General features: G+C 55.5%; 24 protein-coding genes. 7 read left to right on the top strand and 17 right to left on the bottom strand.

Annotation, left to right across the window (positions count from 1 at the left end; all coding sequences use genetic code 11):
- Positions 1–26: 26 nt before the first annotated feature.
- Positions 27–1,079, bottom strand: a complete 1,053-nt coding sequence (mutY, locus tag FHC48_RS13760) for an A/G-specific adenine glycosylase (protein WP_169809165.1) — start codon at positions 1,077–1,079, stop codon at positions 27–29.
- Between the two features lie 144 nt (positions 1,080–1,223).
- Here mutY and trmB point away from each other — a divergent pair, with 144 nt between their 5' ends.
- Genes trmB through FHC48_RS13745 form a run of 3 tightly spaced genes read left to right on the top strand, consistent with a single transcriptional unit; the run spans position 1,224 to position 3,042 of the window.
- Positions 1,224–1,943: a tRNA (guanosine(46)-N7)-methyltransferase TrmB gene (trmB, locus tag FHC48_RS13755; protein ID WP_059364443.1), complete on the top strand. Its 720-nt coding sequence runs from the start codon at positions 1,224–1,226 to the stop codon at positions 1,941–1,943.
- Complete coding sequence (locus FHC48_RS13750) at positions 1,943–2,269, top strand: YggL family protein (protein ID WP_003862421.1); 327 nt, start codon at positions 1,943–1,945, stop codon at positions 2,267–2,269. The genes trmB and FHC48_RS13750 overlap by 1 nt, the downstream gene beginning before the upstream one ends.
- Before the next feature lie 56 nt (positions 2,270–2,325).
- Complete coding sequence (locus FHC48_RS13745; protein WP_045407162.1) at positions 2,326–3,042, top strand: DUF2884 domain-containing protein; 717 nt, start codon at positions 2,326–2,328, stop codon at positions 3,040–3,042.
- A 75-nt stretch (positions 3,043–3,117) separates the two neighbouring features.
- Here the strand turns inward: FHC48_RS13745 and FHC48_RS13740 are convergent, their stop codons facing one another.
- The 6 genes from FHC48_RS13740 to FHC48_RS13715 all read right to left on the bottom strand — a co-directional run bounded on the left by FHC48_RS13740 (position 3,118) and on the right by FHC48_RS13715 (position 6,858).
- Positions 3,118–3,480, bottom strand: a complete 363-nt coding sequence (locus FHC48_RS13740; RefSeq protein WP_071949300.1) for an endonuclease domain-containing protein — start codon at positions 3,478–3,480, stop codon at positions 3,118–3,120.
- 63 nt (positions 3,481–3,543) lie between these two features.
- Positions 3,544–4,686, bottom strand: coding sequence for a radical SAM family heme chaperone HemW (gene hemW / locus FHC48_RS13735; protein WP_059364444.1), 1,143 nt, complete (start codon positions 4,684–4,686; stop codon positions 3,544–3,546).
- Positions 4,679–5,272 (bottom strand): RdgB/HAM1 family non-canonical purine NTP pyrophosphatase, encoded by a 594-nt coding sequence (gene rdgB / locus FHC48_RS13730; protein WP_059364445.1) that lies wholly within the window; start codon positions 5,270–5,272, stop codon positions 4,679–4,681. The genes hemW and rdgB overlap by 8 nt, the downstream gene beginning before the upstream one ends.
- Positions 5,273–5,275: 3 nt before the next feature.
- Positions 5,276–5,572: a DUF167 family protein YggU gene (gene yggU / locus FHC48_RS13725; protein WP_008499758.1), complete on the bottom strand. Its 297-nt coding sequence runs from the start codon at positions 5,570–5,572 to the stop codon at positions 5,276–5,278.
- Positions 5,569–6,135, bottom strand: coding sequence for a YggT family protein (locus FHC48_RS13720; protein WP_008499757.1), 567 nt, complete (start codon positions 6,133–6,135; stop codon positions 5,569–5,571). The genes yggU and FHC48_RS13720 overlap by 4 nt, the downstream gene beginning before the upstream one ends.
- A 21-nt stretch (positions 6,136–6,156) precedes the next feature.
- Positions 6,157–6,858, bottom strand: a complete 702-nt coding sequence (locus tag FHC48_RS13715) for a YggS family pyridoxal phosphate-dependent enzyme (protein ID WP_059364446.1) — start codon at positions 6,856–6,858, stop codon at positions 6,157–6,159.
- Positions 6,859–6,875: 17 nt separating this feature from the next.
- Between FHC48_RS13715 and FHC48_RS13710 the strand changes: the two genes are divergently transcribed.
- Positions 6,876–7,856 carry a type IV pilus twitching motility protein PilT gene (locus tag FHC48_RS13710; RefSeq protein WP_059364448.1) on the top strand — a complete coding sequence of 327 codons (981 nt, stop codon included), beginning with the start codon at positions 6,876–6,878 and terminating at the stop codon, positions 7,854–7,856.
- A gap of 10 nt (positions 7,857–7,866) precedes the next feature.
- Here the strand turns inward: FHC48_RS13710 and ruvX are convergent, their stop codons facing one another.
- The 8 genes from ruvX to metK all read right to left on the bottom strand — a co-directional run bounded on the left by ruvX (position 7,867) and on the right by metK (position 15,027).
- A complete protein-coding gene (gene ruvX, locus FHC48_RS13705; protein ID WP_021242076.1) occupies positions 7,867–8,283 on the bottom strand; it encodes a Holliday junction resolvase RuvX in 417 nt (138 codons plus the stop codon).
- Positions 8,283–8,843: a YqgE/AlgH family protein gene (locus tag FHC48_RS13700; RefSeq protein ID WP_008499752.1), complete on the bottom strand. Its 561-nt coding sequence runs from the start codon at positions 8,841–8,843 to the stop codon at positions 8,283–8,285. The genes ruvX and FHC48_RS13700 overlap by 1 nt, the downstream gene beginning before the upstream one ends.
- 82 nt (positions 8,844–8,925) lie before the next feature.
- Positions 8,926–9,873 carry a glutathione synthase gene (gene gshB, locus FHC48_RS13695; protein ID WP_023326040.1) on the bottom strand — a complete coding sequence of 316 codons (948 nt, stop codon included), beginning with the start codon at positions 9,871–9,873 and terminating at the stop codon, positions 8,926–8,928.
- 19 nt (positions 9,874–9,892) lie between these two features.
- Positions 9,893–10,624 carry a 16S rRNA (uracil(1498)-N(3))-methyltransferase gene (rsmE, locus tag FHC48_RS13690; RefSeq protein WP_021242075.1) on the bottom strand — a complete coding sequence of 244 codons (732 nt, stop codon included), beginning with the start codon at positions 10,622–10,624 and terminating at the stop codon, positions 9,893–9,895.
- 51 nt (positions 10,625–10,675) lie between these two features.
- Positions 10,676–11,383, bottom strand: coding sequence for a deoxyribonuclease I (gene endA / locus FHC48_RS13685; RefSeq protein WP_021242074.1), 708 nt, complete (start codon positions 11,381–11,383; stop codon positions 10,676–10,678).
- Between the two features lie 94 nt (positions 11,384–11,477).
- Positions 11,478–11,975: a SprT family zinc-dependent metalloprotease gene (locus FHC48_RS13680; protein ID WP_021242073.1), complete on the bottom strand. Its 498-nt coding sequence runs from the start codon at positions 11,973–11,975 to the stop codon at positions 11,478–11,480.
- 58 nt (positions 11,976–12,033) lie between these two features.
- Positions 12,034–13,431: a galactose/proton symporter gene (gene galP / locus FHC48_RS13675; protein WP_008499747.1), complete on the bottom strand. Its 1,398-nt coding sequence runs from the start codon at positions 13,429–13,431 to the stop codon at positions 12,034–12,036.
- A 441-nt stretch (positions 13,432–13,872) separates the two neighbouring features.
- A complete protein-coding gene (metK, locus tag FHC48_RS13670; RefSeq protein WP_008499745.1) occupies positions 13,873–15,027 on the bottom strand; it encodes a methionine adenosyltransferase in 1,155 nt (384 codons plus the stop codon).
- A 138-nt stretch (positions 15,028–15,165) separates the two neighbouring features.
- Here metK and FHC48_RS13665 point away from each other — a divergent pair, with 138 nt between their 5' ends.
- The 3 genes from FHC48_RS13665 (at position 15,166) to speA (ending at position 17,807) form a co-directional block, all read left to right on the top strand.
- Positions 15,166–15,336, top strand: a complete 171-nt coding sequence (locus FHC48_RS13665) for a hypothetical protein (protein WP_045335271.1) — start codon at positions 15,166–15,168, stop codon at positions 15,334–15,336.
- Positions 15,337–15,690: 354 nt separating this feature from the next.
- A complete protein-coding gene (gene yqgB / locus FHC48_RS13650) occupies positions 15,691–15,822 on the top strand; it encodes an acid stress response protein YqgB (protein ID WP_127312443.1) in 132 nt (43 codons plus the stop codon).
- A gap of 8 nt (positions 15,823–15,830) precedes the next feature.
- Positions 15,831–17,807, top strand: a complete 1,977-nt coding sequence (gene speA / locus FHC48_RS13645; protein WP_008499744.1) for a biosynthetic arginine decarboxylase — start codon at positions 15,831–15,833, stop codon at positions 17,805–17,807.
- Positions 17,808–17,860: 53 nt separating this feature from the next.
- Here the strand turns inward: speA and FHC48_RS13640 are convergent, their stop codons facing one another.
- Entirely contained in the window at positions 17,861–25,846 is a 7,986-nt protein-coding gene (locus FHC48_RS13640; protein ID WP_259281159.1) for a hemagglutinin repeat-containing protein, read from the bottom strand.
- Positions 25,847–25,887: 41 nt separating this feature from the next.
- Positions 25,888–25,987 (bottom strand): IS1 family transposase (locus FHC48_RS13635; RefSeq protein ID WP_000641146.1); only part of this gene is annotated, 100 nt, incomplete at its 5' end.

Genomic DNA, 25,987 nt, shown 5'->3' with positions numbered 1-25,987 from the left:
ACTCATTCCTCTTTTTCTTGTCGATGCTAAACCATTGCACCGGCACGTAATTGCTGTAACAGGCGCTCCACGGGAGCCGCCAGTCCGACTGATGGCGGTTGCGCTAAGTTATACCAGAGAGCGGTGCCTTCATCCATGCACGAGGCGACGGAGGACACGGGAAGCCACATCGGCACAATATCCAGATGGAAATGGCTGAAGGTGTGGCGAAACGCGGTCAGCTGCGTCAGGTTATCGGCAGCAATCCCGCGCTGTTTAAGCCATTCACGCAGCAAGTCTTCATCTTCAAACTGTGGGAAGCAGTATAGACCACCCCACAGACCGCTCGGCGGACGCTGGGCGAGGAAGACCTCATCACCGTGCTGCATCAGCAGCATATAGCCGGTGCGCTCCGGCAGCGTCTGTTTGGGTTTCTTGCCCGGATACTGCGCCCAGGAATGGTTGGCATACGCCACGCAAAGATTATTCACCGGGCAGAGCTCGCATTTGGGTTTTGAGCGCGTGCAGACCATGGCGCCGAGATCCATCATCGCCTGGTTGAAACGCTCGACGCCGTTGGCTGGGGTAACCGCTTCACTGATTTCCCAAAGGCGTTTTTCAACATCCTTCTTCCCCGGCCAGCCGTCAACGGCATAGCAGCGTGCCAGCACGCGCTTGACGTTGCCGTCGAGGATCGGGAAATGCTTGCCTAAAGACAGGGAGAGAATGGCGCCTGCGGTCGAACGCCCGACGCCGGGTAAGTCCGCCACCTCGTCGAAAGTTTCTGGGAATTTCCCGTTGTGGCGCGTCGCGACCTGCTGTGCGGCCTTGTGCAGGTTGCGCGCGCGGGCGTAATAGCCCAGCCCGGTCCACAGGTGCAGGACCTCGTCCAGCGGGGCATTGGCCAGATCGGTCACCGTCGGGAAGCGCGCCATAAAACGCTCGAAGTAAGGGATCACCGTGGCGACCTGCGTTTGTTGCAACATCACCTCGGAGAGCCATACTTTGTACGGCGTTTTTTCAATTTGCCAGGGCAGGGTTTTACGCCCGTATTTGTCGTACCAGTCCAGCACCTGGGCTGAAAATTGAGAGGCTTGCATGGTCATCGATTCGCATAATCAGGGACGCAGATTGCAGCACAGCGTCAATCTGCTGTAAACCGGATCTTTCCCATGCTTGCATAGAAGCCTTAACTTTGGATAATGCCCGTTTCCTGAACATTCTCACAAGCAGACAACTCTTTTATGAAAAACGACGTCATTTCACCGGAATTTGATGAAAACGGTCGCCCGCTGCGCCGTATTCGCAGCTTTGTCCGTCGTCAGGGCCGCCTGACAAAAGGTCAGCAACACGCGCTGGACAACTACTGGCCGGTGATGGGCGTTGAGTTCAGCGAGCAGCCTCTGGATTTTGCCGAGCTGTTTGACCGCGACGCGCCGGTCACGTTGGAAATTGGCTTCGGTATGGGCGCCTCGCTGGTGACCATGGCGAAAGCGCGCCCGGAGCAGAACTTCCTTGGTATCGAAGTGCATTCGCCGGGCGTGGGCGCGTGTCTGGCAACGGTCCATGAAGAGGGCGTTGAGAACCTGCGCGTGATGTGTCACGACGCGGTGGAAGTGTTGCACAAAATGATTCCTGACAATTCTTTAACCATGGTTCAGCTCTTTTTCCCTGACCCGTGGCATAAAGCGCGTCATAATAAACGCCGTATCGTTCAGGCGCCGTTTGCCGAGCTGGTTAAAAGCAAGCTGAAGCTGGGCGGTGTCTTCCATATGGCGACCGACTGGGAACCGTATGCGGAACATATGCTGGAAGTGATGTCGTCGCTCGACGGTTATAAAAACCAGTCTGCGAATAACGACTATGTACCGCGTCCGGAATCGCGTCCGGTAACGAAATTTGAACAGCGTGGCCATCGTCTTGGTCACGGTGTATGGGACTTAATGTTCGAGAGGGTGAAATAATGGCAAAGAATCGTAGCCGTCGTCTGCGTAAAAAGATGCACATCGAAGAATTCCAGGAAGTGGGCTTCTCCGTTGCGTGGCGTTTCCCGGAGGGCACCAGCGTTGAGCAGATCGATCAGGACGTGGATGCGTTCATCAACGAGGTGATCGAGCCTAACAAACTGGCCTTCGACGGTAGCGGCTATCTGGCCTGGGAAGGTCTGATCTGCACCCAGGAAGTGGGTAAATGCACCGAAGAACATCAGGCTCTGGTCCGTAAATGGCTTGAAGACCACAAGCTCGAAGATGTCCGCGTCAGCGAACTTTTCGACGTTTGGTGGGACTAATTAAGCAGTAAGGGGCCAGCATTAGCTGGCCCGTTTTGTCTGAGGGAGTGTTTAAGATGCGCAAAACGTTGCTGGCAGTTGCTTTGATGGCAACCGTATTCACCGCCCATGCGGATTATCAATGTAGCGTCACCCCGCGTGATGACGTGGTGTTGAGCCCGCAAACCGTGCAGGTCAAAGGCGAGAACGGCAATCTGGTAATTACGCCAGAAGGGAACGTCACCTATAACGGCAAACAGTACAACCTGACTGCCGCACAGCGCGAGCAGGCGAAAGACTACCAGTCCGAATTGCGTACCGCGCTGCCGTGGATTAATGAAGGTGCCCTGACGCGCGTCGAAAAGAGCCGCGTGGCGCTGGATAAGATCATCACCAAAGAGGTGGGTGAGAGCAGTAACATGCGCACCCGCCTGACGAAGCTGGACAAGCAGCTTAAAGAACAGATGAACCGCATTATCGAGACGCGCTCCGACGGCCTGACGTTCCACTACAAGGCGATCGATCAGGTTCGTGCTGACGGGCAGCAGCTGGTGAACCAGGCGATGGGCGGCATCCTGCAGGACAGCATCAACGAGATGGGCGCCAAAGCGGTGCTGAAAGGCGGCGGTAACCCGCTGCAGGGCGTGCTGGGCAGTCTGGGCGGCCTGCAAACTTCCATTCAGAACGAGTGGAAAAACCAGGAAGATGATTTCCAGCAGTTCGGCAAAGACGTGTGTAAACGCGTGGTGTCGCTGGAAGACAGCCGGAAGGCGCTGGTGGGGACGCTGAAGTAAGGTCTCTGCGCGCTGGGCCCCTCACCCTAACCCTCTCCCCAAAGGGGCGAGGGGATGGTTTGCTCCCTCTCCCTTTCAGGGAGAGGGCCGGGGTGAGGGTTGCAGCATTTGCAGTGTCTCAAGGATCTTTTCCAACACAGCCTCTTCATTATTCCAAAGTTCGTTGTTCCAGAATCGAATAACGTGCCAGCCCTTTTGGTTTAACCACAACGTCCTTTGATGATCGTATTCCTGATTTTCATCATGCTGTCCGCCATCCAGCTCAACTGCCAGACGTGCTTCGCAGCAGGCGAAATCCAGTATGTAGTTTCCTACCGGATGCTGTCGGCGAAATTTATAATTTTCGAAACGGCGGCTGCGCAGTAGATACCAAAGCCGCCTTTCTTCCGTTGTCAGCTCGCGTCTGAGCTGTTTTGCATATGAACGCGTAATTTCCATCCCCACACTCTGCCAGCCTTTCCCTCAGCCGACAGAACGGGATGCAAAATCCTGAACCAACCTTCAGGAATCTTCGGCGAGGAACAGCTCAAGAAGGGAATTGAGGAACAGTTTGCCGTGCTCGGTGATCTGCCAGTATTCCTCACATTCCGTGAGATACCCCTGCGCCAGCGCTTCGTCGATCTGCGGGCGAATCACCGACTCCGGCAGCCCGGTGTACAGCGCAAACTCAGCGCGCGGCGCGGCTTCCAGCAGACGGAAGCGGTTCATAAAGAACTCAAACGGCTTATCCGCCGCCTCGACGTCGTGCTGACGCTCCAGGTAGCGGCCTTCCATATACCCGCGAGGGTGGCGGGTTTTGGCAGTACGCAGAATACGCCCGTCCGGGAAGGTCACCTTGCCGTGTGCGCCGCAGCCGATGCCGAGATAGTCGCCAAAGCGCCAGTAGTTCAGGTTGTGCTGACACTGGTAGCCCGGCTTTGCATATGCCGACGTTTCGTACTGCTGATAGCCCGCCGCGGTTAACAGCTGGTGACCCTGCTCGAAGATATCCCACAGCGCGTCGTCATCCGGCAGCACCGGCGGACGCGAGCCAAAAAGGGTGTTGGGCTCGATGGTGAGCTGGTACCACGACAGATGAGGGGGATTCAGCGCAATGGCCTGGCGCAAATCGTCCAGCGCCTCTTCCAGAGACTGATCCGGCAGGCCGTGCATCAGATCGAGGTTAAAGCTGCGCAGGCCCAGACCGGTCGCCAGGTTTGCCGCGCGTTTCGCCTCTTCCGGGCCGTGAATACGCCCCAGGCGCTTCAGCTTCGGCTCGCTAAAGCTCTGCACGCCGATGGAGATGCGGTTCACGCCCGCGCGCTGGTAGTCGACAAAACGGTCGGCCTCAACGGTGCCGGGGTTGGCTTCCATCGTAATTTCAGCATCCGCTGCCAGGTTCAGGCGCGCACGCACGCCGTCCAGCAGCGTTTGCATCGCCGGGCCTGACAGCAGGCTCGGCGTACCGCCACCAATGAAAATGGTCTTAACTTCACGTCCCTGTGCGTAAGGTACATCGGCATCCAGGTCGGCCAGCAGATGCGCAACGTAGTCATCGTGCGGCACTTCGCCCTTCAGCGCGTGCGAGTTGAAATCGCAGTACGGGCATTTTTGCACGCACCACGGGATGTGAATATACAGACTCAGAGGTGGCAAATTAGCCATTACGCAGTGCTTCCAGTAACAGTTTCAGCGCGCGTCCGCGGTGGGATATCGCGCTTTTTTCTTCGCGGGTCAGTTCCGCAGCGGTTTTGCCCTCGGAAGGGACAAAGAAAATCGGGTCGTAACCAAAGCCGCCTTTGCCAGCTGCTACACGGGTAATCACGCCCGGCCAGCTGCCGTGGCAGACGATCGGCGTCGGGTCTTCCGCGTGACGCAGATAGACCAGCACGCAGTGGAACTGCGCGGTGCGCTGTTCGTCCGGGACGTCTTTCAGGGCGACAAGCAGCTTTTCCAGATTCTGCTGGTCGGTAGCGTCAACGCCGGAATAACGGGCAGAGTAGATCCCCGGCGCGCCGCCGAGAAAATCGACCGCCAGACCGGAGTCGTCAGCGATTGCGGGCAGGCCCGTAATCTGTGCGGCATGGCGTGCTTTCAGGATCGCGTTTTCGATAAACGTCAGCCCCGTCTCGTCGGCGGAATCCACGCCGAGCTCGGTCTGGGCGACCACATCCAGCCCAAAATCATGTAATAGCGAGGCCAGCTCGCGCACTTTACCGGCATTACCGGTCGCGAGAACAACTTTCTGCATGGTTTAGTCCTGTTCTGTCAAAGCCGCGACTTCCGTCGGGATAGATTGCGGGTTGAGGATTTTTACCTGTTTATGCCGCCCCAGTTCGCCTTTTTCAATGATGACCTGGCTTTTAGCCACGCGAAACTGTTTTGCCAGATATTTGGTCAGATGCGCGTTCGCCTGGCCGTCAACGGGCGGGGCAGTGATGGCGACTTTTAACTCGTCGCCATGCAGTCCAACAATACCGTCACGGCTGGCTTTCGGCTGAATATACAGCCGTAAAACCAGCCCGTCAGCGCAGGTGCTTACGGCACTCATAGCGCCATCCACAGCCCCGGCAGCAGCATATCACCCGTGGACTGCAGCAGTTCAGCGACCCCCATGTTGATCACATAGAGCAGCAGAACCAGGATCATCGGCGAAAAATCGATGCCGCCCATAGACGGAAGCAGGTTACGGATCGGGCGCAGCAGCGGCTCGGTCAGCTGAATCAAGGCGTACTCCACCGGGCTACGGCCCTGGCTCACCCAGCTCATGATCGCCATGACCAGCAGCACCCAGAAGATCAGCAGACCGATGGTTTTGATCAAAATCAGGACGGCGACAATCCAGATGATCGGCTGGAAGGTGAAGACCATAAACAGCACAATCGCTTTGATAACGCTCAGAATAAACGCCACCAGCAGAGACGAACTGTCGATGGGCCCCATGGCCGGGATAATACGGCGCAGCGGTCCGACAACAGGCTGCGTGATTTTCACGACAAACTGCGAGAACGGATTGTAAAAATCACAGCGGGCCCACTGCATCCAGACGCGCAGCAAAAGCGCCATCGTGTACAGCTCAATGACCGTTGAGAGCAGGAAAGTCAACGTCTTCATGGCGTTCCTCAGGTTTCCTTATTATTTTGAGTAGTCGCGCGCACCGAAAATTGCCGTGCCGATGCGCACCATCGTGCTGCCTGCCGCAATGGCGGCTTCCATATCATCCGACATGCCCAGAGAAAGCGTGTCTACCGTGTTATAGCGCGCTTTAAGCGCCTCAAATGCTACAGCCATTTGCTGTGCCACGGCAAACTGCCTTTCATAACTTGACTCAGGCGCCGGGATTGCCATCAAACCACGCAGGCTTAAGCGCGGCAGTTCGGCCACCTCGGCTGCCAGCGCATCCAGCTCGCTCAGCGCAATGCCGGACTTGCTGTTTTCATCGCTGATGTTGATTTGAATCAGCACGTTAAGCGCTGGCATCTCTGCCGGACGCTGGTCGTTCAGGCGTGTCGCAATGCGCAGACGGTCAACGGTATGGCACCAGTCGAAGTGCTCCGCCACCAGACGGCTTTTGTTCGACTGCAGTGGGCCGATAAAGTGCCACTGCAGATCCGTCTTCCCCTGTTCCTGGAAGTAGCGAATTTTATCCACGCCTTCCTGGACGTAGTTTTCACCAAACGCCCGCTGGCCTGCGTCAATGGCTTCTGCGATGACGCTCGCAGGCTTGGTTTTGCTGACAGCAAGTAGCGTAATTTCTTCTGAAGCCCGGCCGCAACGCGTTGCGGCGGCTGAGATTTTGTCCCGGACCTGTGCCAGGTTATGCGCAATGTCGTTCATTTTCCGAGGAGTAGTCTATGGATGTGGAAGAAATTGTGGCCCTTAGTGTAAAGCATAACGTCTCCGATCTACACCTGTGCAGTGATTCGCCACCCCGCTGGCGCAGAACGGGCCGCCTTGAACCGGCACCGTTTCCTTCTCCGGACCTCGGGGCGTTGTTAAAAGCGTGGCTCAACGATGAGCAGCAGGGGATATGGTGGGCCAGCGGGCAGGTGGATTTTGCCGCGACGGTGGCAGGAGGCCAGCGCCTGCGCGGCAGCGCCTTTAAGCAGATGCGCGGAGTCTCTGTGACGCTACGGCTGTTGCCGCGTACCTGTCCGCAGCTCGCTTCGCTGGGCGCACCGAGGGTTATCCCGGAACTGTTAACCAATGCGTCCGGGTTGATTCTGGTGACGGGGGCGACCGGCAGCGGCAAATCCACGACGCTGGCGGCGATGGTCGATTTTCTCAACCACCATACTGACGGCCATATTCTCACGCTCGAAGATCCGGTGGAGTTTATCTATCAGAGCGAGCGTTGCCTGATCCAGCAGCGGGAGATCGGCCAGCACAGCCCGTCATTTGCCGATGCGCTGCGCAGTGCCTTACGCCAGGATCCGGACGTGATTTTGCTGGGAGAGCTGCGCGACAGCGAAACGATCCGCCTGGCGCTAACGGCAGCGGAGACCGGGCACCTGGTGCTGGCGACGCTGCATACGCGCGGGGCATCGCAGGCGATTGAGCGGCTTGTCGATACGTTCCCGGCGCAGGAGAAAGATCCGGTGCGTAACCAGCTGGCCGGCAGCCTGCGGGCGGTGCTGGCGCAGAAGCTGCTTCCTGACTTACAGGACGGGCGCGTCGCGCTGTATGAGCTGCTGGTGAATACCGCGGCGGCGGCGAATCTGATACGAGAAGGAAAAACGTGGCAGCTGCCTGGTATCATTCAAACCGGACAGCAGGCAGGCATGCAGAACTTTGACCAAAGCCTGGCGGAGAGACGGGCGCAGGGGCGGCTGTAGGCCCCTGTGCTTAAAAGCCCTGCTCGAAATAGCTTTCGAGGATGATGACGGCAGAAGCGGAGTCCACGCTGCCTTTATTGAGCGCGCGGAAGCCACCGTGCTCAAACAGACCCGCACGCGCTTCGACGGTGCTGAGACGCTCATCGTGCAGCTTGACGGAGACGCCAAAGCGGCCATGGATTTTATTGGCGAACTTACGCGCCCGGGCGGTCAGCGGCTGTTCGGTACCGTCCATGTTGAGCGGTAATCCGACAATCACGTCATCCGGCTGCCACTCTTTGAGCAGACGCTCAATGAGATTCCAGTCCGGCGTACCGTCGTTGGCCTTCAGGGCGGTAAGCGGACGCGCGGTACCGGTGATGCGCTGCCCCACGGCGACGCCAATGCTTTTGGTGCCAAAATCGAAGGCCAGAAGCGTTCCGCTCATCAGGCGTGCCCCGCTACGCCAGGCATGGTCAGAATATCAATACCAATCAACTTCGCCGCGTCGCGCCAGCGATCGGCAATCGGCGTTTTAAACAGGATATTCATGTCCGCAGGGGCGGTGAGCCAGGCGTTATCGAGGATCTCCTGCTCAAGCTGGCCTTTCTCCCACGACGAATAGCCCAGCGCCACCAGCACTTCAGAAGGCTGCTCTGCGGTGCCCAGCGTTTCGAGCACGTCACGTGAGGTGGTGATGACGGTGTTATCCGAAATTCGAATACTGGAAGAGAACACCGGCGGCGTATGCAGGATAAAGCCGCGATCTTCTGCAAGAGGTCCACCCAGCATCACGGGCTTATCAAGCCGGATCTCCGGCAGTCGCGCTTCAGCCGGGATTTTCAGCTTGTCCAGAATCCCTTCAACCTGAAGATTTTCCAGCGGTTTATTAATGATAATACCCATCGCGCCGTCTTCATTGTATTCACAAATATAAACCACGGCGCGGCGAAAAATCGGGTCCTGGAGAGCAGGCATGGCAATAAGAAAGTGATGCTGTAAATTCATTGTCAGAGGTACTGTTTCCTGGTTTAAAAAGCGACAGCGACCAGTATGCGGAGAAACCCGGGCGCTGTCACTCATTGGTGGGTTATTTCTGCAGGCGTTTTTCGATGGCGTCCATCAGCATTCCGGTGATCGAGACCGGGAATTCCGCTTCAATTTCACGAATGCAGGTCGGGCTGGTGACGTTCACTTCGGTCAGACGATCGCCGATGATATCCAGTCCGACGAAGATCAGGCCTTTGGCTTTCAGCGTCGGGCCTACGCGGCGGGCAATTTCCCAGTCGCTTTCGGTCAACGGACGCGGCTCACCCCGGCCACCGGCCGCCAGGTTACCACGGGTTTCGCCACCCTGCGGGATACGCGCCAGGCAGTAAGGGACCGGTTCGCCATCCACCACCAGCACGCGTTTGTCGCCGTCCTTGATTGCCGGAATATAGTTCTGTGCCATGCAGTAACGGGTGCCCAGTTCGGTCAGGGTTTCGGCAATCACGCCGATATTCGGGTCGCTTTCCTTCACGCGGAAAATCGACGCGCCGCCCATGCCGTCCAGCGGCTTCATGATGATATCGCCGTGCTTCTGCCAGAATGCCTTCAACTGGGCTTTGCTGCGGGTCACCAGGGTTTCCGGCGTCAGGTCAGAGAACCAGGCGGTGTAGAGCTTCTCGTTACAGTCGCGCAGGCTCTGCGGCTTGTTGACGATCAGCGTGCCTTTCTCTTCTGCACGTTCAAGGATATAGGTGCAGTAGATATACTCGGTGTCGAACGGCGGATCTTTACGCATCAGAATGACGTTGAGATCGGCCAGGGCAATGTCCTGCTCTGTGCCAAATTCATACCATTTGTCGTAGTTCTGCTCGACGTTAACGATGCGGGTGCGCGCGCGGGCTTCACCGTTGATCAGGTAAAGATCGTTCATCTCCATATAGTGGAGTTCATAGCCGCGACGCTGCGCTTCCAGCAGCATGGCGAAGCTGGAATCTTTCTTGATGTTGATGTTTGCGATGGGGTCCATCACGATGCCGAGCTTGATCATCTTTCTCTCCAATAATGCGTCAACCCAGATCGCCAAACCGTACCTGTAGCGCGGTAATGGCCGTGAGTGCCGTTGTCTCAGTGCGCAGAACGCGAGGTCCCAACAGAATATCAGTAAACTGGTAACGTGCCGTCATCGCAATTTCGTCCGCCGACAGGCCGCCTTCAGGGCCAATCAGCAGGCGAACGCGCTCAACGGGCAGCGGCAGCGTATTGATGCTGGCGCTGGCGCGCGGATGAAGATTGAGCTTCAGCCCACTGTCCTCTTCTGCACACCACTCCTCCAGATCCATCGCCGGGCGGATCTCCGGAATACGGTTGCGGCCACTCTGTTCGCAAGCCGCGATGGCAATTTTCTGCCACTGCTGGATCTTTTTGTTCAGACGTTCCGCATCCAGTTTAACGCCACAGCGCTCAGAAAAAAGTGGCGTAATGAGGCTTACACCCAGTTCAATGGATTTCTGAATCGTGAACTCCATTTTCTCGCCGCGCGACATCACCTGGCCCAGATGGATATGCAGCGGTGATTCCCGGTCATCCACTTCACCGCGCAGGACGTTCACGTGTACGCTTTTTTTATCCGCCCTCGTGATTTCCGCGTCGAAAACCTGGTTAGAGCCGTCGAACAATTGTATTGCCTGGCCGGCGCCCATGCGCAGCACGCGGCCAACGTGGTTGGCGGCGTCATCAGACAGGGCGATTTCACGGCCTGCGGTAATCAGTTCAGGATGGTAAATGCGGGGAATGCGCATAGTCAGAAATTCCATGTGTCATGCGATATAAGCGAATTGCCGTAGTGTAGGTTAGCTCTTTTGCGCCTGGCAAGCCCGCTGGACGTAAGGGTTGTGATTCCCCTGGACTCTGGCGATACGCTCGTCGCGCTGGCATTCCCACTCCGTCACCGGGTACTGCTTGTCCCAGGCGTTGAACAACTGGGTCTGCTGGCGGGAGAGGTTGAGATCGTAACGGTCACGCATATAGAAATAGGTGCGGGCAATGCTGCCGCGCGCGCGGGCAGGGGGCTCGGCGACTTTCTCTTTAAAATCAATCTTCATACCGCACTGGCCGTACTGACCTTCGCCACCGTTCCACTGGCTGTACATGAAGTTGCCGCGATCGCCGTTCACTTCGCCCACCGCGGGCTGCAGGTTATGCATGTCGCTTTCCATCTGGCGGTAAACCGGATCTTTGGCGCAATTTTTACGTCCACCATCCTGCCAGCACTGGCGCTGGTGGCCAAACTGCCATGCCGGAACGACATGTTCCCATTCAATACGGCTGGCGCGGTTTTCGTTTTTACGCACCTTGTAGCCGCAGGACTCAAGGTCAACGACCCCTTTTTTACCCTGCCAGTTAATTTTACAGCCGCAGTAGAAATCGCCCGGTACGTCAGCGTTGACCTTTACACCGGCCGCTTTGGCCTGAGAGAAACTGTTGATACCGTCGGCCAGGGCGTGGCCTGAGAGCGCCGTCGTCAGAAAGGCGACCGCGAGAGAAAAATTACGGGACATCTTACACTCCGTGTCAAAACGAGCCCGCAACGTAACGAATGTTGTTCCTGTATGCAATCAGTCAGATCAGGAAAGTTCCTGAACGTTCAGATAATTATTCCGCCACCAGCGGCTCGCCGCATTTCACGCAGCGGTAGGTTGCCTCGCCGCGCACCACGCGATTATGGCGGCGGACGGTAAGCTGATGTTGCTGACACTGGCAGCGGTAGGGGAAGGTATTGCGGCGCACCGATTCCAGCTCGAACTGATGGGTTCTGCGCGCCGGAACGCCGAGCACCGCTTCCATCATCCACTTCCACTCCTTGCCGTGGGGGGCGACGCGCCCAAAGTGCTTCCACACCAGCAGGTGCGCCAGCTCGTGCGGCACCACTTCATCGATAAACGCCTGCTGATTTTCCATCATCAGAACCGGGTTAAGGCGGATCTCATAGGATTCCAGCCAGGCGGTACCGGCCGAGGTGCCACGCTGCTGGTAGACGAGTTTGGGTTCAGGGTAATTGCGACCAAGCTTCAGGTTCGCCTGGGCGAGTTTTTCCCGCAGGCTGCGCATAACGGCTTGCTGAATGGCGATGGGGAGACGGGGAGCTTTCATAGGGGCAGAGCATAAAGCGGGAAGCGGGGAGGCGCAAGAGGCGCCTCCCGTAAGAGGATCAGTCGTGAGCGCCGATTTCGCGCAGCGGGCGACCTTTCATCAGGTTACGTTCAATATGTTCCAGAGACACGTGTTTGGTTTCTGGAACCAGCCAGATGGTCAGCACAATAAAGAAGATGTTCAGACCGGCGTAGACCCAGAAGGTATTGGCATTGCCCAAGGTATTGAGCATGGTCAGGAACGTTGCGCCGACGATCATGTTGGCAATCCAGTTGGTTGCGGTAGAGCAGGTGATACCAAAATCACGTCCTTTCAGCGGCTGGATCTCAGAGCACAGCACCCAGATCAGCGGCCCGGCGCTCATCGCAAACCCGACGATAAACATCAGCAGCATGCCTACCGCAAAGTACTGGGCGGTTGGGGAGTGAATGCCCACATGCATCATGGTACCGAGGACGCCCATACCGGCCGCCATCACCAGGAAGCCCAGCGTCAGGGTTGGCTTACGTCCCCAGCGGTCCACCAGACCGATGGCGATAAAGGTCGCCAGCACGTTGGTCAGACCCACGATGACGGTCCCCCACATCTGCTCGGTGGTGTTGGTGTAACCCGCCAGCTCAAAGATTTTGGGCGCGTAGTACATGATGACGTTCATCCCGGTGAACTGCTGCATCACCTGGAGCAGCACGCCGAGGAACACCGCCCGGCGGAAGTTGCTGTTCTCTTTAAACAGCGCCCAGCCGGACTGTTTGACCTTCAGGCTTTCGCGGATCTCTTCCAGCTCGTTTTTCGCTTCCGCGCTGGTATCGCGCAGGCGCATCAGCACGCGTTCGGCATCGTGGAAGCGACGTTTTGCAGCAAACCAGCGCGGGCTGTCCGGCAGGAAGAAGACGCCAATCAGCAGCAGAACCGCAGGGATGATGATCACGCCGAGCATCCACCGCCATGCGCCGCTGTAGCTAAACGCGGTATCGGAAAGGTACGCGCCCAGGATACCGATGGTGATCATGAGCTGGTACATCGAAATCATACTGCCGCGGATTTTCTCCGGCGCGATTTCAGACAGGTAGAGCGGGGCGGTATAGGACGCCACGCCCACGGCCAGACCGAGCAGCACGCGGGAAACCAGCAGAACCTCAACGTTAGGCGCTGCGGCAGAGAAGAGTGAGCCGGCCACGAACAGGATCGCGCCAATCATCAGGCTCTTTTTACGTCCGAGCTTGAAGGAGAGCCAGCCGCTGCCGACGGCCCCAACGGCCGCACCGAACATCATGGAGCTGACCACCCATTCCTGGGTGTGAGCGCTAATCTGGAACTCGTCAGTGATGAAAGGTAATGCACCGGCAATCACGCCGATATCCAGGCCAAAAAGTAATCCTGCCAGGGCGGCGAGGAAACAGACGAAGAATGTCATCGCCTTGTTGGACGTACGCCCCTGTTTTTTATTGTCAGGCATTATGCCCTCCAGTTGGGTTATCAGTTTTATTGATGGTAAGGGTAGGTGAGCGACCCGTAAAAATATGTGAGATTAATCACATAGGTGTAATCGGTTACACTCGTGTGCAACCGTAAATAAAATTAAAGCTTTGAAAATATAGAGGTAAATGAAGTGAGGCGCATCGCGAAAGGAGATATTTCAGACTTAACTGAAAGGGAATGTAACAGCAGAAGAATGGCGATCATGCAAAGAGAATATTCTGAAAGCGGAGGGGCACCGGTGCGGTGTAATCGGTTCCAAAGAGTACACCTTTCTGCCGGGTGGCGGCTGCGCCTTACCCGGCCTACAAATGCCCAAAACTCGTAGGCCCGTGCAAGCGAAGCGCCGCCGGGCAAGGATGATCGCACAAATGCAAAAGGCCAGCCCGAGGGCTGGCCTTTTAAAAGCGATGTCAGTCGATTACTTCAGACCGGCAGCTTCACGCAGCAGGGCGGCTTTGTCGGTTTTTTCCCATGGGAAATGTTCACGACCAAAGTGACCGTATGCAGCGGTTTCTTTGTAGATTGGGTGCAGCAGATCCAGCATCTGAATCAGGCCGTATGGACGCAGGTCGAAGAACTCGCGCACCAGCAGGGTCAGCTGTTCTGAAGGCACTTTCTCGGTACCAAAGGTTTCCACCATGATGGAGGTGGGTTCAGCCACGCCGATAGCGTAGGAAACCTGAATTTCACAGCGGTCAGCCAGGCCGGCAGCAACGATGTTTTTCGCCACATAACGTGCCGCGTACGCTGCAGAACGGTCCACTTTTGATGGATCTTTACCGGAGAATGCACCGCCACCGTGACGCGCCATGCCGCCGTAGGTATCAACGATGATTTTACGACCGGTCAGGCCGCAGTCACCCATTGGGCCGCCGATAACAAAGCGTCCGGTCGGGTTGATGAAGAATTTGGTGGCGCTGCTCAGCCATTCGGTTGGCAGAACCGGCTTGATGATCTCTTCCATCACTGCTTCCTGCAGGGATTTCTGATCGATATCTTCGGCATGCTGGGTAGACAGAACCACCGCGTCAATACCGACAATTTTACCGTCGTCGTACTGGAAGGTGACCTGGCTCTTCGCATCCGGGCGCAGCCACGGCAGGGTGCCGTTTTTACGCACTTCAGCCTGACGCTGCACCAGACGGTGTGCGTAGGTGACCGGCGCTGGCATCAGCACGTCGGTTTCGTTGGTTGCATAGCCGAACATCAGGCCCTGGTCGCCCGCGCCCTGTTCCAGCGGATCGGCACGGTCAACGCCCTGGTTGATGTCTGGAGACTGTTTGCCAATTGCGCTCAGTACCGCGCAGGAGTTGGCATCAAAGCCCATATCAGAATGCACATAACCGATCTCACGCACCGTGTTACGGGTGATCTCTTCGATATCAACCCATGCGCTGGTGGTGATCTCACCGCCAACCAGAACCATGCCGGTTTTGACATAGGTTTCACACGCGACGCGTGCTTTTGGATCCTGCGCGAGGATCGCATCCAGCACCGCATCGGAGATTTGGTCAGCAATTTTATCAGGATGTCCTTCTGATACGGACTCGGACGTAAACAGGTGTTTTGCCATGTTTTATTTCACCTAAGAGGAATTTGGTTAGCTCAAGCTGCTGTGTGGAATAGCCAAAGGAGATAATTCTACCAAGGCCTGCAGGTTTTTGACACTGGCAGTATGAGTGTTAATCAGTATAGATGGATTAACATCTGGATGGCTATTTTAGGTCACTTCTTCACCCGATTTCCAGTTTTTTTTGACTCATCTCTCACTCAGTTGAAATTGCTGCTGGCAAAAATTCCTGACGGTGCTGGCAACACGCGCATTTTTGTTTTGCTTTTTAGCCCCCTTCTCGGTATAAAACGCGGCGCGCGGCTCATATAAAATAAGCGCTCGATGAACTCATCGTGTCGCCACTTCCAGCCGGGTAAAGCAGTGAACTTTTAGCTTTGGCTTGGGGTCCGTTTCAGCAGAGGCGGCCGTGGAGGTGATACGAGATAATGAACCATCGTTTTCCGCTAATTCAGCGCAGCCGTTCTGGCGCGCATTTGATTCCCGCAACCCGCATTTCTAGTCTGCAAACCTGCCGATGTTATACCCATCTCGGCGCTTCTCAGGATTCCAGGGCCGGTCACGCTTTGTGAAAACTGAACAAGGGCGCTCTTGTTAATACAAGAGTTTTCTCGTGGTTTCGCCGAACCTTGTCATACAGAGTTCGGATACGTGTTTTACAATGATATGAATAAGAAACCGGTCGCACGGTCTGGATTTCAGCATACTCTGCTGGGAAACGGAGCCGTTTATGGGTTGTTATCGCCGTATAACGCTGCGATAGTAGTCAACTGTTTTACACTTAATACAAAGAGTTGAGGTTCGCTATGTCTGACGACATGTCTTCTTTTTCGCCTTCGTCAGCGGGCGAACAGGGTGTACTACGTTCTATGCAGGAGGTTGCGATGAGCTCCGAGGAAGCCAGCAAGATGCTGCGCACTTACAATATTGCCTGGTGGGGCAATAACTACTACGACGTCAACGAACTGGGCCATATCAGCGTCTGCCCGGATCCGGACGTCCCTGAAGCGCGCGTGGATCTCGCCAAACTGGTGAAAGCCCGTGAGGCTCAGGGCCAGCGTTTGCCTGCACTGTTCTGCTTCCCGCAGATCCTGCAACATCGTCTGCGTTCGATTAACGCCGCGTTCAAACGTGCGCGTGAATCCTACGGCTATAAAGGCGACTACTTCCTGGTTTACCCGATCAAGGTAAACCAGCACCGCCGCGTGATTGAATCGCTGATCCACTCCGGCGAGCCGCTGGGGCTGGAGGCAGGTTCCAAAGCGGAACTGATGGCCGTGCTGGCGCATGCAGGGATGACCCGTTCAGTGATTGTCTGTAACGGCTATAAAGACCGTGAATACATTCGTCTGGCGCTGATAGGCGAGAAGATGGGCCACAAGGTCTATCTGGTTATCGAGAAGATGACAGAAATCGCCATCGTGCTGGAAGAGGCCGAGCGTCTGAACGTGGTGCCGCGCCTTGGCGTGCGTGCGCGTCTGGCGTCACAGGGGTCCGGAAAATGGCAGTCCTCCGGCGGTGAAAAATCCAAGTTCGGCCTGGCGGCCAACCAAGTGCTGCAGCTGGTAGAAATTCTGCGCGAGCGTGGTCGTCTGGACAGCATTCAGCTGCTGCACTTCCACCTCGGCTCGCAGATGGCCAACATTCGTGATATCGCCACCGGCGTGCGTGAATCGGCGCGTTTCTACGTTGAGCTGCACAAGCTTGGCGTGAATATTCAGTGCTTCGACGTGGGCGGCGGCCTGGGCGTGGACTATGAAGGGACCCGCTCACAATCTGATTGTTCCGTGAACTACGGCCTGAACGAATACGCGAACAACATCATCTGGGCGATCGGCGACGCCTGTGAAGAGAACGGCCTGCCGCACCCGACGGTGATTACCGAATCCGGTCGCGCGGTGACCGCGCACCATACGGTGCTGGTCTCTAACATTATCGGCGTTGAGCGCAGCGAAACCACCGAAGCGACGCCGCCGGCAGACGATGCCCCGCGTTCCCTGCAAAGCATGTGGGAAACCTGGCAGGAGATGCACGAGCCCGGCACGCGTCGTTCCCTGCGCGAATGGCTTCACGACAGCCAGATGGATCTGCACGACATTCACGTCGGCTACTCTTCAGGTACCTTCAGCCTGCAGGAGCGCGCGTGGGCCGAGCAGCTCTATCTGAACATGTGCCATGAAGTGCAGAAGCAGCTCGACCCGAGCAACCGCGCGCACCGCCCGATTATCGACGAGCTGCAGGAGCGCATGGCGGACAAGATTTACGTCAACTTCTCGCTGTTCCAGTCGATGCCGGATGCCTGGGGTATCGATCAGCTGTTCCCGGTTCTGCCGCTGGAAGGATTGAATCACGCCCCGGAACGTCGCGCGGTGCTGCTGGACATCACCTGCGACTCTGACGGCGCTATCGACCACTACGTGGACGGCGACGGTATCGCCACGACGATGCCAATGCCGGAATACGACCCGGAGAACCCGCCAATGCTGGGCTTCTTTATGGTCGGCGCGTATCAGGAGATCCTCGGCAACATGCACAACCTGTTCGGCGATACCGAGGCGGTTGACGTGTTTGTCTTCCCTGACGGCAGCGTGGAAGTTGAGCTGTCTGACGAAGGGGATACCGTGGCGGACATGCTGGAATACGTTCAGCTGGATCCGAAAACCCTGCTCACGCAGTTCCGCGACCAGGTGAAAAACACCGGGCTGGACGATGCGCTGCAGCAGCAGTTCCTGGAAGAGTTTGAAGCGGGTCTGTACGGATATACGTATCTGGAAGACGAATAACGTTCGAAAGGGGCGTTAAAAAAAGGGTCTGACGAAAGTCAGACCCTTTTGTTTTAGCTGTACTGCTCGTCGGTGAAGGTAATGGTTACCGGAGCATAGATATCAATCGGTCGATCGATTTGCAACGCCTTCCACTGTGGACGCGCGTTCATCGCACCTTTGCTCATGTCGCCATTCCACTTCTTGTGTTCCGGCGTTTTCGGCATGTCCATCCCGGTCTGACCGGTGGACGACCCCGGAGAAAGCTTAACGTCATTCCCTTTGGTGTTGCTGGATGGCGCAACGCCGTTGGTCATGTCGCCATTCCACTGCTTGTGTTCCGGCGTTTTCGGCATATCCATCCCGGTCTGACCGGTGGACGAACCCGGCGAGAGCTTGACGTCATCGCCTTTGGTGTTGCTGGATGGCGCAACGCCGTTGGTCATGTCGCCATTCCACTTCCTGTGGTCCGGTGTTTTCGGCATATCTTTACCGGTTTTACCCGTTGCAGAGCCAGGAGAGAGCACCGGATAGTTAGTTTCCGGTACGGCCCATTTCTTCACTGGCGTAACCGTTGTGGCTTCTGGTTTCGCTTTTGGCGTAACCGTTGCGGCCTCTGGTTTCGCTTTTGGCGTCAGCGGCTGGGAGGTTGACGGCGCAACGTTTGGCACGGCTTCACTGCGTGCGGTTTCAGACGCGACGGCCTCCTTATGGACCACCGAAGAGGCGGACGTGGAGGTCGTTGTCGCCGTCGTTTTCTCAATCGTCATATGCTGAGAATCAGACGTTGTACGCGTCGTGGTTGTCGTCTGCTGCTGCGTTGAGCCTGGCTTAGTCGGCGTACACTTCTGAGGGCAGCCGCCATCGTCCGTATGGCCGTCATCCGGCTTCGCTGGAGTATCGCTGTCTGCGTCAGCGCCGCTTTTCTTCTTCTTACGAATCCCCGGATCGGCAAGCGTGTAGGAAATGTTATTTCCTGCTTCTTTCTCATCACGCGTGACAACCGACATTTCATCTTTATTGGTATTGAGATCGCCATTCACTGCCGCACTGGTGGTGTCACCCACGGCGATAGTGGATTTCTGCGTTTCGTTGTAGTGAATTTCATCCACGGTGTCGACGTAGATGTTACCGGAAGGCACTACGCCATTGCTCAGGCCAATGCCGCCACCGCCGTACAGACCATCCTGCTCAACGTGGTCTTCCAGCGTTTTCGCATTGATATCACCCGCAACGTTCACCGATCCGGTGCCATCCTGAGATACCAGATTAGCCCCGGTCATATTGAGGTCGCCTCCGGTTTTCACATTCAGCTCGCCGCTGGTATTGATACCGGACTGCTTCGCTGTTTTAGACGAATCGTAACTTTCAGAGCCGCCGCCCCCGTTGACGGACGCGTTCGGGATGATGCCCGCTGCCGAGACGGAGATGCCCACAGAAGCGCCCCAGTTACCGCGGCTGCTATCGGTGTGCTCGGTATTCTGCACGGAGGTGATATTCATATCGCCTGCAACGTTAACATCCGCTTTTTCTGCATCGATGTTAGCGCCCTTCATGTTCATATCACCGCCAGCGTTCACTGTCACCGTGTTGCCGTTGATAGTACTGTTCTTATACGACGTAGAGTTACCCGAGCCGTGTTCCGTACTGCCGTTGTAATCGACTGAAATACCGCCGCTTGCGCCAGTTATATCCACTCCCACGCCTGCGGTAAGACCGCCTTTGTGTTTTTCGGTTTCATTGGTGTAAGAGGTTGTTGATTTCGCTGCGTTAATGTCCACATTACCACCCGCATTGATCTCCGTATTCTGCGAGTTCACGTTCACGCCGTTGAGCGTGGTATCGTTGGTCGAATTAATGCTGACGTTTTTAGCATTAATATTGGTGGTATTCTCCGCCGTTGCGGTGCGCGTTTCTTTCGTTTTTGTCGTGTTCCCGCCGAAAGTGACGGAGCCGCCAGCAAGATCGTTTAGCATGATGTTGGACACATCGCCCAGCACTTCCGCCGTCGTGGTTCCGCTGTTAATCGACTGGCCTTGCTGCGATTTATCAATGAGATTCCCGGTTTTGTCGATCGCATCAACTACCGCACTGTGGGCCTCACCTGAAACACCGACAAAGCGGTCTTTATGTGTGACGGTGGTTTTGGTTTCATCCTCGTATTTGGTGCTTGCGACATCCTTCGCGTTAATGCTGAGCTTATCTCCGGCGGAGAGGTCAGCGCCGCCAATATCCGCCGTTTTTCCTGCATTTACGGAACCGGAATCGGTAAAATTAATGGACGCGTTGGTGTTCTGCTTGCTCTGGGTCGACACGGTATCGGTTGTGTCTTCCATACCCACCTTGAAACCGGCAGTATCGGTGATCGGTGCGCGGCCCGGTTTGGCACCAATCGCGGAGGTTTCAGAATTACCGCCTGCGCTGGTGTAGTCGCCAGAGGTGGTATTTTTTGTGGTGCCGTCGTTTTTGCCGTAGGAAGCCGAGGCGGATTTACCGGCGCCGCTGATGCCGGCCTCAGCAACAAACTGGCGAGACTGTGTGGTGTGTTCCTCAGCGGACACGTTTTCAGACGTCTTTATCTCAACGTTTTCTGCCGCGTTGATGGAGCCGCTTTTCGCGTCAATGCTGCCGCCTTCGATGACCACATTCTTGCTGGCATCAATCTGCACATTGCCGCCAGCCTTGACGGTTGCGCCGATAGCTTCGCCGGTCACCGTTTTGGTGTCGGTGGTGGTATAGCTGGACAGACCGTTGATCTCGGTATTGATGGTACGGTTAGAATCAATCTGATGCAGGTCGTTGAAGGTGACGTCACCTTCGCTCGCCTTCATATTCACGTCCTGGCCTGCCGTAATATCAGCCGCGTTGGAAGTGATGGTTTTCGCCTGCATGTTGATACTGCCGCCTGCGGTGACGCCATCATCGTGCGCATGAATCTTCTGCTTGCCGTCTTCGCCGTGTCCGACAGATGCGGTCAGGGTGATGTCGCCCTTTTCAGCCTTCATGTCAATGTCGCCACCGGCGTTCACTGCCGCGCCGTTTGAGGCAATGCTGCCATTTTCCGACGTCATTGAGACGTTACCGCCCGCCGAGATGCCAGCATCTGTCGCATTGCTGATGTTGTTAATATCCCCTTTGGATTTCAGCGTGACGTCACCCTTAGAGGAGAGGGTACCGTTCACGTTGTTAATGGCGGTGGCATCAACTGAAAGGCTATTTCCGGCTGCAATGGACGCTGTGCCTTTACTGATATCACCGTTAGCCAGCTGGCTAAGGGTTTCAGGGCAAAGGTAGACCACCGGCACCAGCACTTCCGTCCCTTTGATGTTCTGGCTCACGAACCAGACGATATCCTGGGTCAGCCCATTGCGCTGCTCTTCGCTCAGAGGCTGTCCCACCACCAGATTTAGATCGCTGTTTTTCGCCGCAATACCGGCGTTATCCATCAGGTTTTGTACCAGCGCATCGCCTTCAAGACCGTCTCGTATCGCAAACATGCTGCCTACGGAGCGGCTGATCTCTCGACGAATCAGTTCGGAGATAAAGTAGTTATCGCCAATGACGTTAACGGTTTCGGTGGTAGTGTAATCCACCTTGTCGAAATAGTAGTCAGAGCCGCTGTACTTGCTCTGATCGATCATTTCCGGGCGCGTTTCGAAAATCGGAATGATGTGGTTGGCCGGGCCGCTGTATTCGGTACCGTTTTTCGCCGCCTCAGAGGCTTTTTTGAATTCGTCAGTGACTTCAAACATGCCCGGCAGAGAGACCAAATCCTTGATGGTCGGCAGTGGGCTGATCCCCATGGCCAGTTCATTCAGCTTTTTGGTATTGATGGCAACATCATAGCCCGCGACGGCGGTGTCGATGGTGTAGTCACCCACGTCGATATTCTCAATTTTGGCGTTTTCTTTGATTGTGCCAGCGTTAGCCAGGCCGTTATCCAGCGTGCCGCCATTGTGCGTAAAGTTACGACCCGCCGTGATTTCACCTTTTTCTGAAGGCACGAAGTAGATCATATTCGTCTTCAGAGGGGTAATGCTGGTGTCATTGCTTACCAGGTTATGCCATGCCGTGTTCAGGGTCGCGTAATCTTGCGAATTCCACGTTTCACCAAACACTTTGCTCATGACGTAGTTGAGCTGGGTTGAGTCATTCGCGGCGTCGAGAAGCGATTTATAGCTACGCTCTCTGTTTGGATCCTGGGTACCGCTTTTGGTTGCAGGTGCGCCGTCACCAAAGATGAAATCAAGGTATTGATAGAGCGAGTTGAAGGTCAGCGTCGTGTAGTGCTCTGCTGCCACCTTCCAGTAGTCGGTCAGTACTATCGGTTGCTCAAGGATGAGATTCAGATAGTCATACATGGATTCGGAGGTATAGGTTGGCGAGTTCAGCAGATTACCCGTGATGGTGATATCACGTCCCGCCTGGATCAGGCCGCCGTTATTTTTAACCTCTTTTTCGTCGAAAATGCCGCGCTGGTTAATATTAATATCTTTCCCGGCGCTGATTTCGCCGAGCTTACTCATAGCGATATCTGACGCCAGAACCGGGATGTGCAGAACCGTGGTAATCCTGACCTGCGTCATCACATTATCAATACCGGCCCATTGACCCACGGCATCCTGCGTTTGGGTTTGCGAAATGGTGCCACCCGTATAGGTGCTCTGGTTTTCCAGAGAGGCCGCATCAATATTGATGTTCTGTTCGGAGCGAATGATCCCGGCGGAGTTGATAATCGTTTTCGCGATGAGCGACATGTCACCCATGCTCAGCACGTTACCGTTATAGTCATTAACAAAGGCACCGTCGTGGGCATTAATATCCATCTTCCCTAACGACCAGAGCAGGCTGTTGCTGTTGTTCATTACCTCATTAGCGTTGATGTGTAAATCACCCCCCGTGACCACAGACTTGCTGTTGATCACCTTACCGTCTGCCTGGAGCGTCAGGTTGCCGATGGCTTCCATCATGGTGTTGTTGTACAGCGTACCTTCCGTGCTGAGCGTCATATCATGACCTGCACGAATACTGCGGTTATTGTCATTCAGCGCGATGGAGTCTTTTACCTTGAGCAATAAATCATGACCCGCTTCGAGGATGCCATTGATGTTATTGAATGAACCGGTATGGATGTTGAGGTCGTTTCTGGCAGAGGTCGTGCCGGAATCATGATTATTCAGCTGCGAGGCATTAATCGTGATGTTATTCCCGGCGATCAGGGCATTTTTTTCGTTGCTAATCGTCCCGCCCGCTACGTTAAGGTTCGTATTGTTGGCACCCGATAGTACCGCTGCATTGGCGTTGATCAGATTATTAGCGACATTAACTGACAGATCGCTCTGCGTCGACACAATCACCGCCTGTTCGGTGTTAAGCATGTTTTGCGCATTGATCGTAATGTCGCCGCCCGCCACGAGAGTGGACACCGACTGCTGCCCGTCCTCTGCGGTGAGGCTGCCAATGTTGCTCAACGTGTTGGCGACAATCTCCAGCGGGCCGTTTACAGCCTGAATGACACCGGCCGTGCGGTTGGTCAGAACGCCGATGGCGTTCAGCACCGTCTGCATATTGGCGGAGATGACCGCGCCGTCGCTGTTGATGAGCGACTCAACGTCTTCAATCGTCAGGTTACGCAGTGCAGCTAAAACATGCCCTTCACCTGTGTTGGCCAGGTTTTTGACGTTGCGAATAATCAGATCCAGACCTGCCTGAACCACACCGTCGTTTTTCAGCTCCTCAACGGCATCGATCGCGATATTGCCATTGCCGATAATCACCGAGCGGTTGTTTAACGTCTTCACGCCGCTGATATTCAGATTGCCCTCAGAGGCAATCACTGCATCGCTGCTGTTATTAAGCGTCGTGGTTGTCGCGATCGAGAGCGCATTATCCGATTTAATCATCGATGCGCCGCTGTTATTAAGGGTACCTACGTTTCTCAGCGTGGTATTTCCAGCACCGAATAGCGTTGCACCTTCAGTGTTATTGAGGGTGTTCACATCGGACAGTGACAGCGTGCCGTCAGAAATCACAAAACTGCCGGTGTTATTCAGCGTGTTGAGATGGGTAAGTTGCAGCGTCTTGCTGGCATACAGCGTGGCGGCGTTAAGGTTATCGACGGTGCTGACGCGATCGAGCGTCAGGCTACCGGCCTGAATGGTTGAGGCGTCGTTAAGCAACGATGTCGCTGTAACGGAGAGGTTTTCTCTTGCCGCGATCAGCGCGTCATGGGTGTTAGAGAGGGTGGAAATTCCGCTGGCATTGATATTATCGCCCTGGATCAGCCCATCGTCATTGTGTACTGCCAGCGCGCCGTCACCCTTTATGGTGAGGTTCTTCCCGGCAATAATGCTGCCTTTTTGACTATTCTGTAGCTCTTTTTTGACATCAAGCTGCATGTCAGTGGTCGCACTCAGCGTGCCGGCCTGGTTTTTCAGATTCGCGGTTGCGATGGCCAGTTTCTCGCTGGCACTGATGGTGCCGCTGTTACTGACGGTTGCACTGGCTTTACGGGTCTGGGTGGAGACATTACGTCCTGCAATACGTCCGGTATTGCTGAGCGTGTCGCCGCCGGATGCCACCGTCACGTCATGCTTGTTGCTGGCAATGGTGCCGTCGTTGACGATGTTACCGTCGGCATCAATGAAGATCAGCGCATCGTTACCGCTCAGGGTGCCGCTGTTTGAAACCTCACCGTTGACCTTAATGCGCATCTCACCGCTATTAGCGCCAATATGACCACTGTTGTTCAGGGTGCTGGCGGTCATAACCAGGTTTTTATCCGCGTAGAGGCGGCCTGCGTTGTCGAGATGGCCGACAGACAGCGTCTGGGCGTTGCTGGCATACAGGATGCCATTGTTCTTCATTGAACCTGATGCAATCCAGATATCCCCTGTGGCGCTGACGGAACCCTTGTTTTCAAACGCACCGGTCAGGTTGAACTGCAGCGTCCCTTTCTTCGCGAGAATAACGCCTTCATTGTTAGTCATGCTGCCCGCGGTAACGTTGACATTACCACTGTTGCTGACGATCTCCGCATCGGAGACGAGGGTGCTGAAGGGCACCTGCTGGCCATTCTGGATGACGACAAAATCGCCATTTTTTAACGTCACGACGCCACCGGAAATGACAGCGCCGTTAGCATCCAGCGCTTTTAGTTTTCCGGAAAGGGTGTACTGCCCGGCAACATTAATCTGAATGGCGGGTACCGCTGTTGTGGCACTGTTTTGCGCAATGATAGCAGCCGTATTTTGCAGCAGGGTTGAGGCATCAATTCGGATCGTGCCGTTACGGGAGATAACGTCGTTATTCACCGTCATGCCAGAGAGCGCATGCAGGATAATATTATTTTGCGCTTCTGTACTTCCGGTGCCGCTGCTGTTTTTGTTCAGGGCAATATTGTTGCCGCTGACAGTGACATTTTTATCGCTGCGTAAACCTGTCAGCGTCACGTCGCCGTTCGCACTGATCTCAATGTCACCCGTGGCAATAATACTGCCCTCATGACGGACGCCTGCGCCGGATTCGGTGCTGATAAGTTGAATTTTACCACCGTACATTGACCCCATCGCCCGACCGTCAATCGCGACATCCGGCGTATGGCCGTCACCCGTGGCGCGAGTCGTGTGCTGGCGGCTGGAGAGATCGTAATCGTTCTGCCCGGCAACTACCTTAACGTCCGCCTGACCGGCAATTTCACCTTCCAGTTTTGCACTTCGGCTGACAATGTCGAAGTAGCTTAGCCCTTCGGTAGAAATGCCTTGCCCTGTGAGAGACACGGTGCCTTTTTCAACAGCTAGTTTATAGTTGCCGTCCTCTTTCATCTGCACCTTACCGGTACTCAGCGTCAGGCTGTTGGCATTAATGGTGGTGGCGCCGTTAACGCTAATACCGTTTTGGTTAGCAACGATCACGTCCGCTTTTCTGCCGAAGACTTCCATCGTCCCGTTAATATAGGACGCCTGGGCTCCCGTCACTTCACTGATAATTGCTTTTGCTTCATGCTCAAGCTGGGCGTTTTTAACCGTGTAACCCCCGATCTTAGACACACCATCCTGCATGCTGTTGTTAAAAATAAGGCCATTTTGGTAATGACTCCAACTTATTGATAGTGTTTTATGTTCAGATAATGCCCGATGACTTTGTCATGCAACTCCACCGATTTTGAGAACGACAGCGACTTCCGTCCCAGCCGTGCCAGG

This window comes from Enterobacter sp. EC_50 (assembly GCF_019584525.1).
GTDB classification, from domain to species: domain Bacteria; phylum Pseudomonadota; class Gammaproteobacteria; order Enterobacterales; family Enterobacteriaceae; genus Enterobacter; species Enterobacter roggenkampii.
The sequence above is the reverse complement of the archived record's forward strand: the minus strand, read 5'-3'. Positions and strand labels throughout refer to the sequence as shown.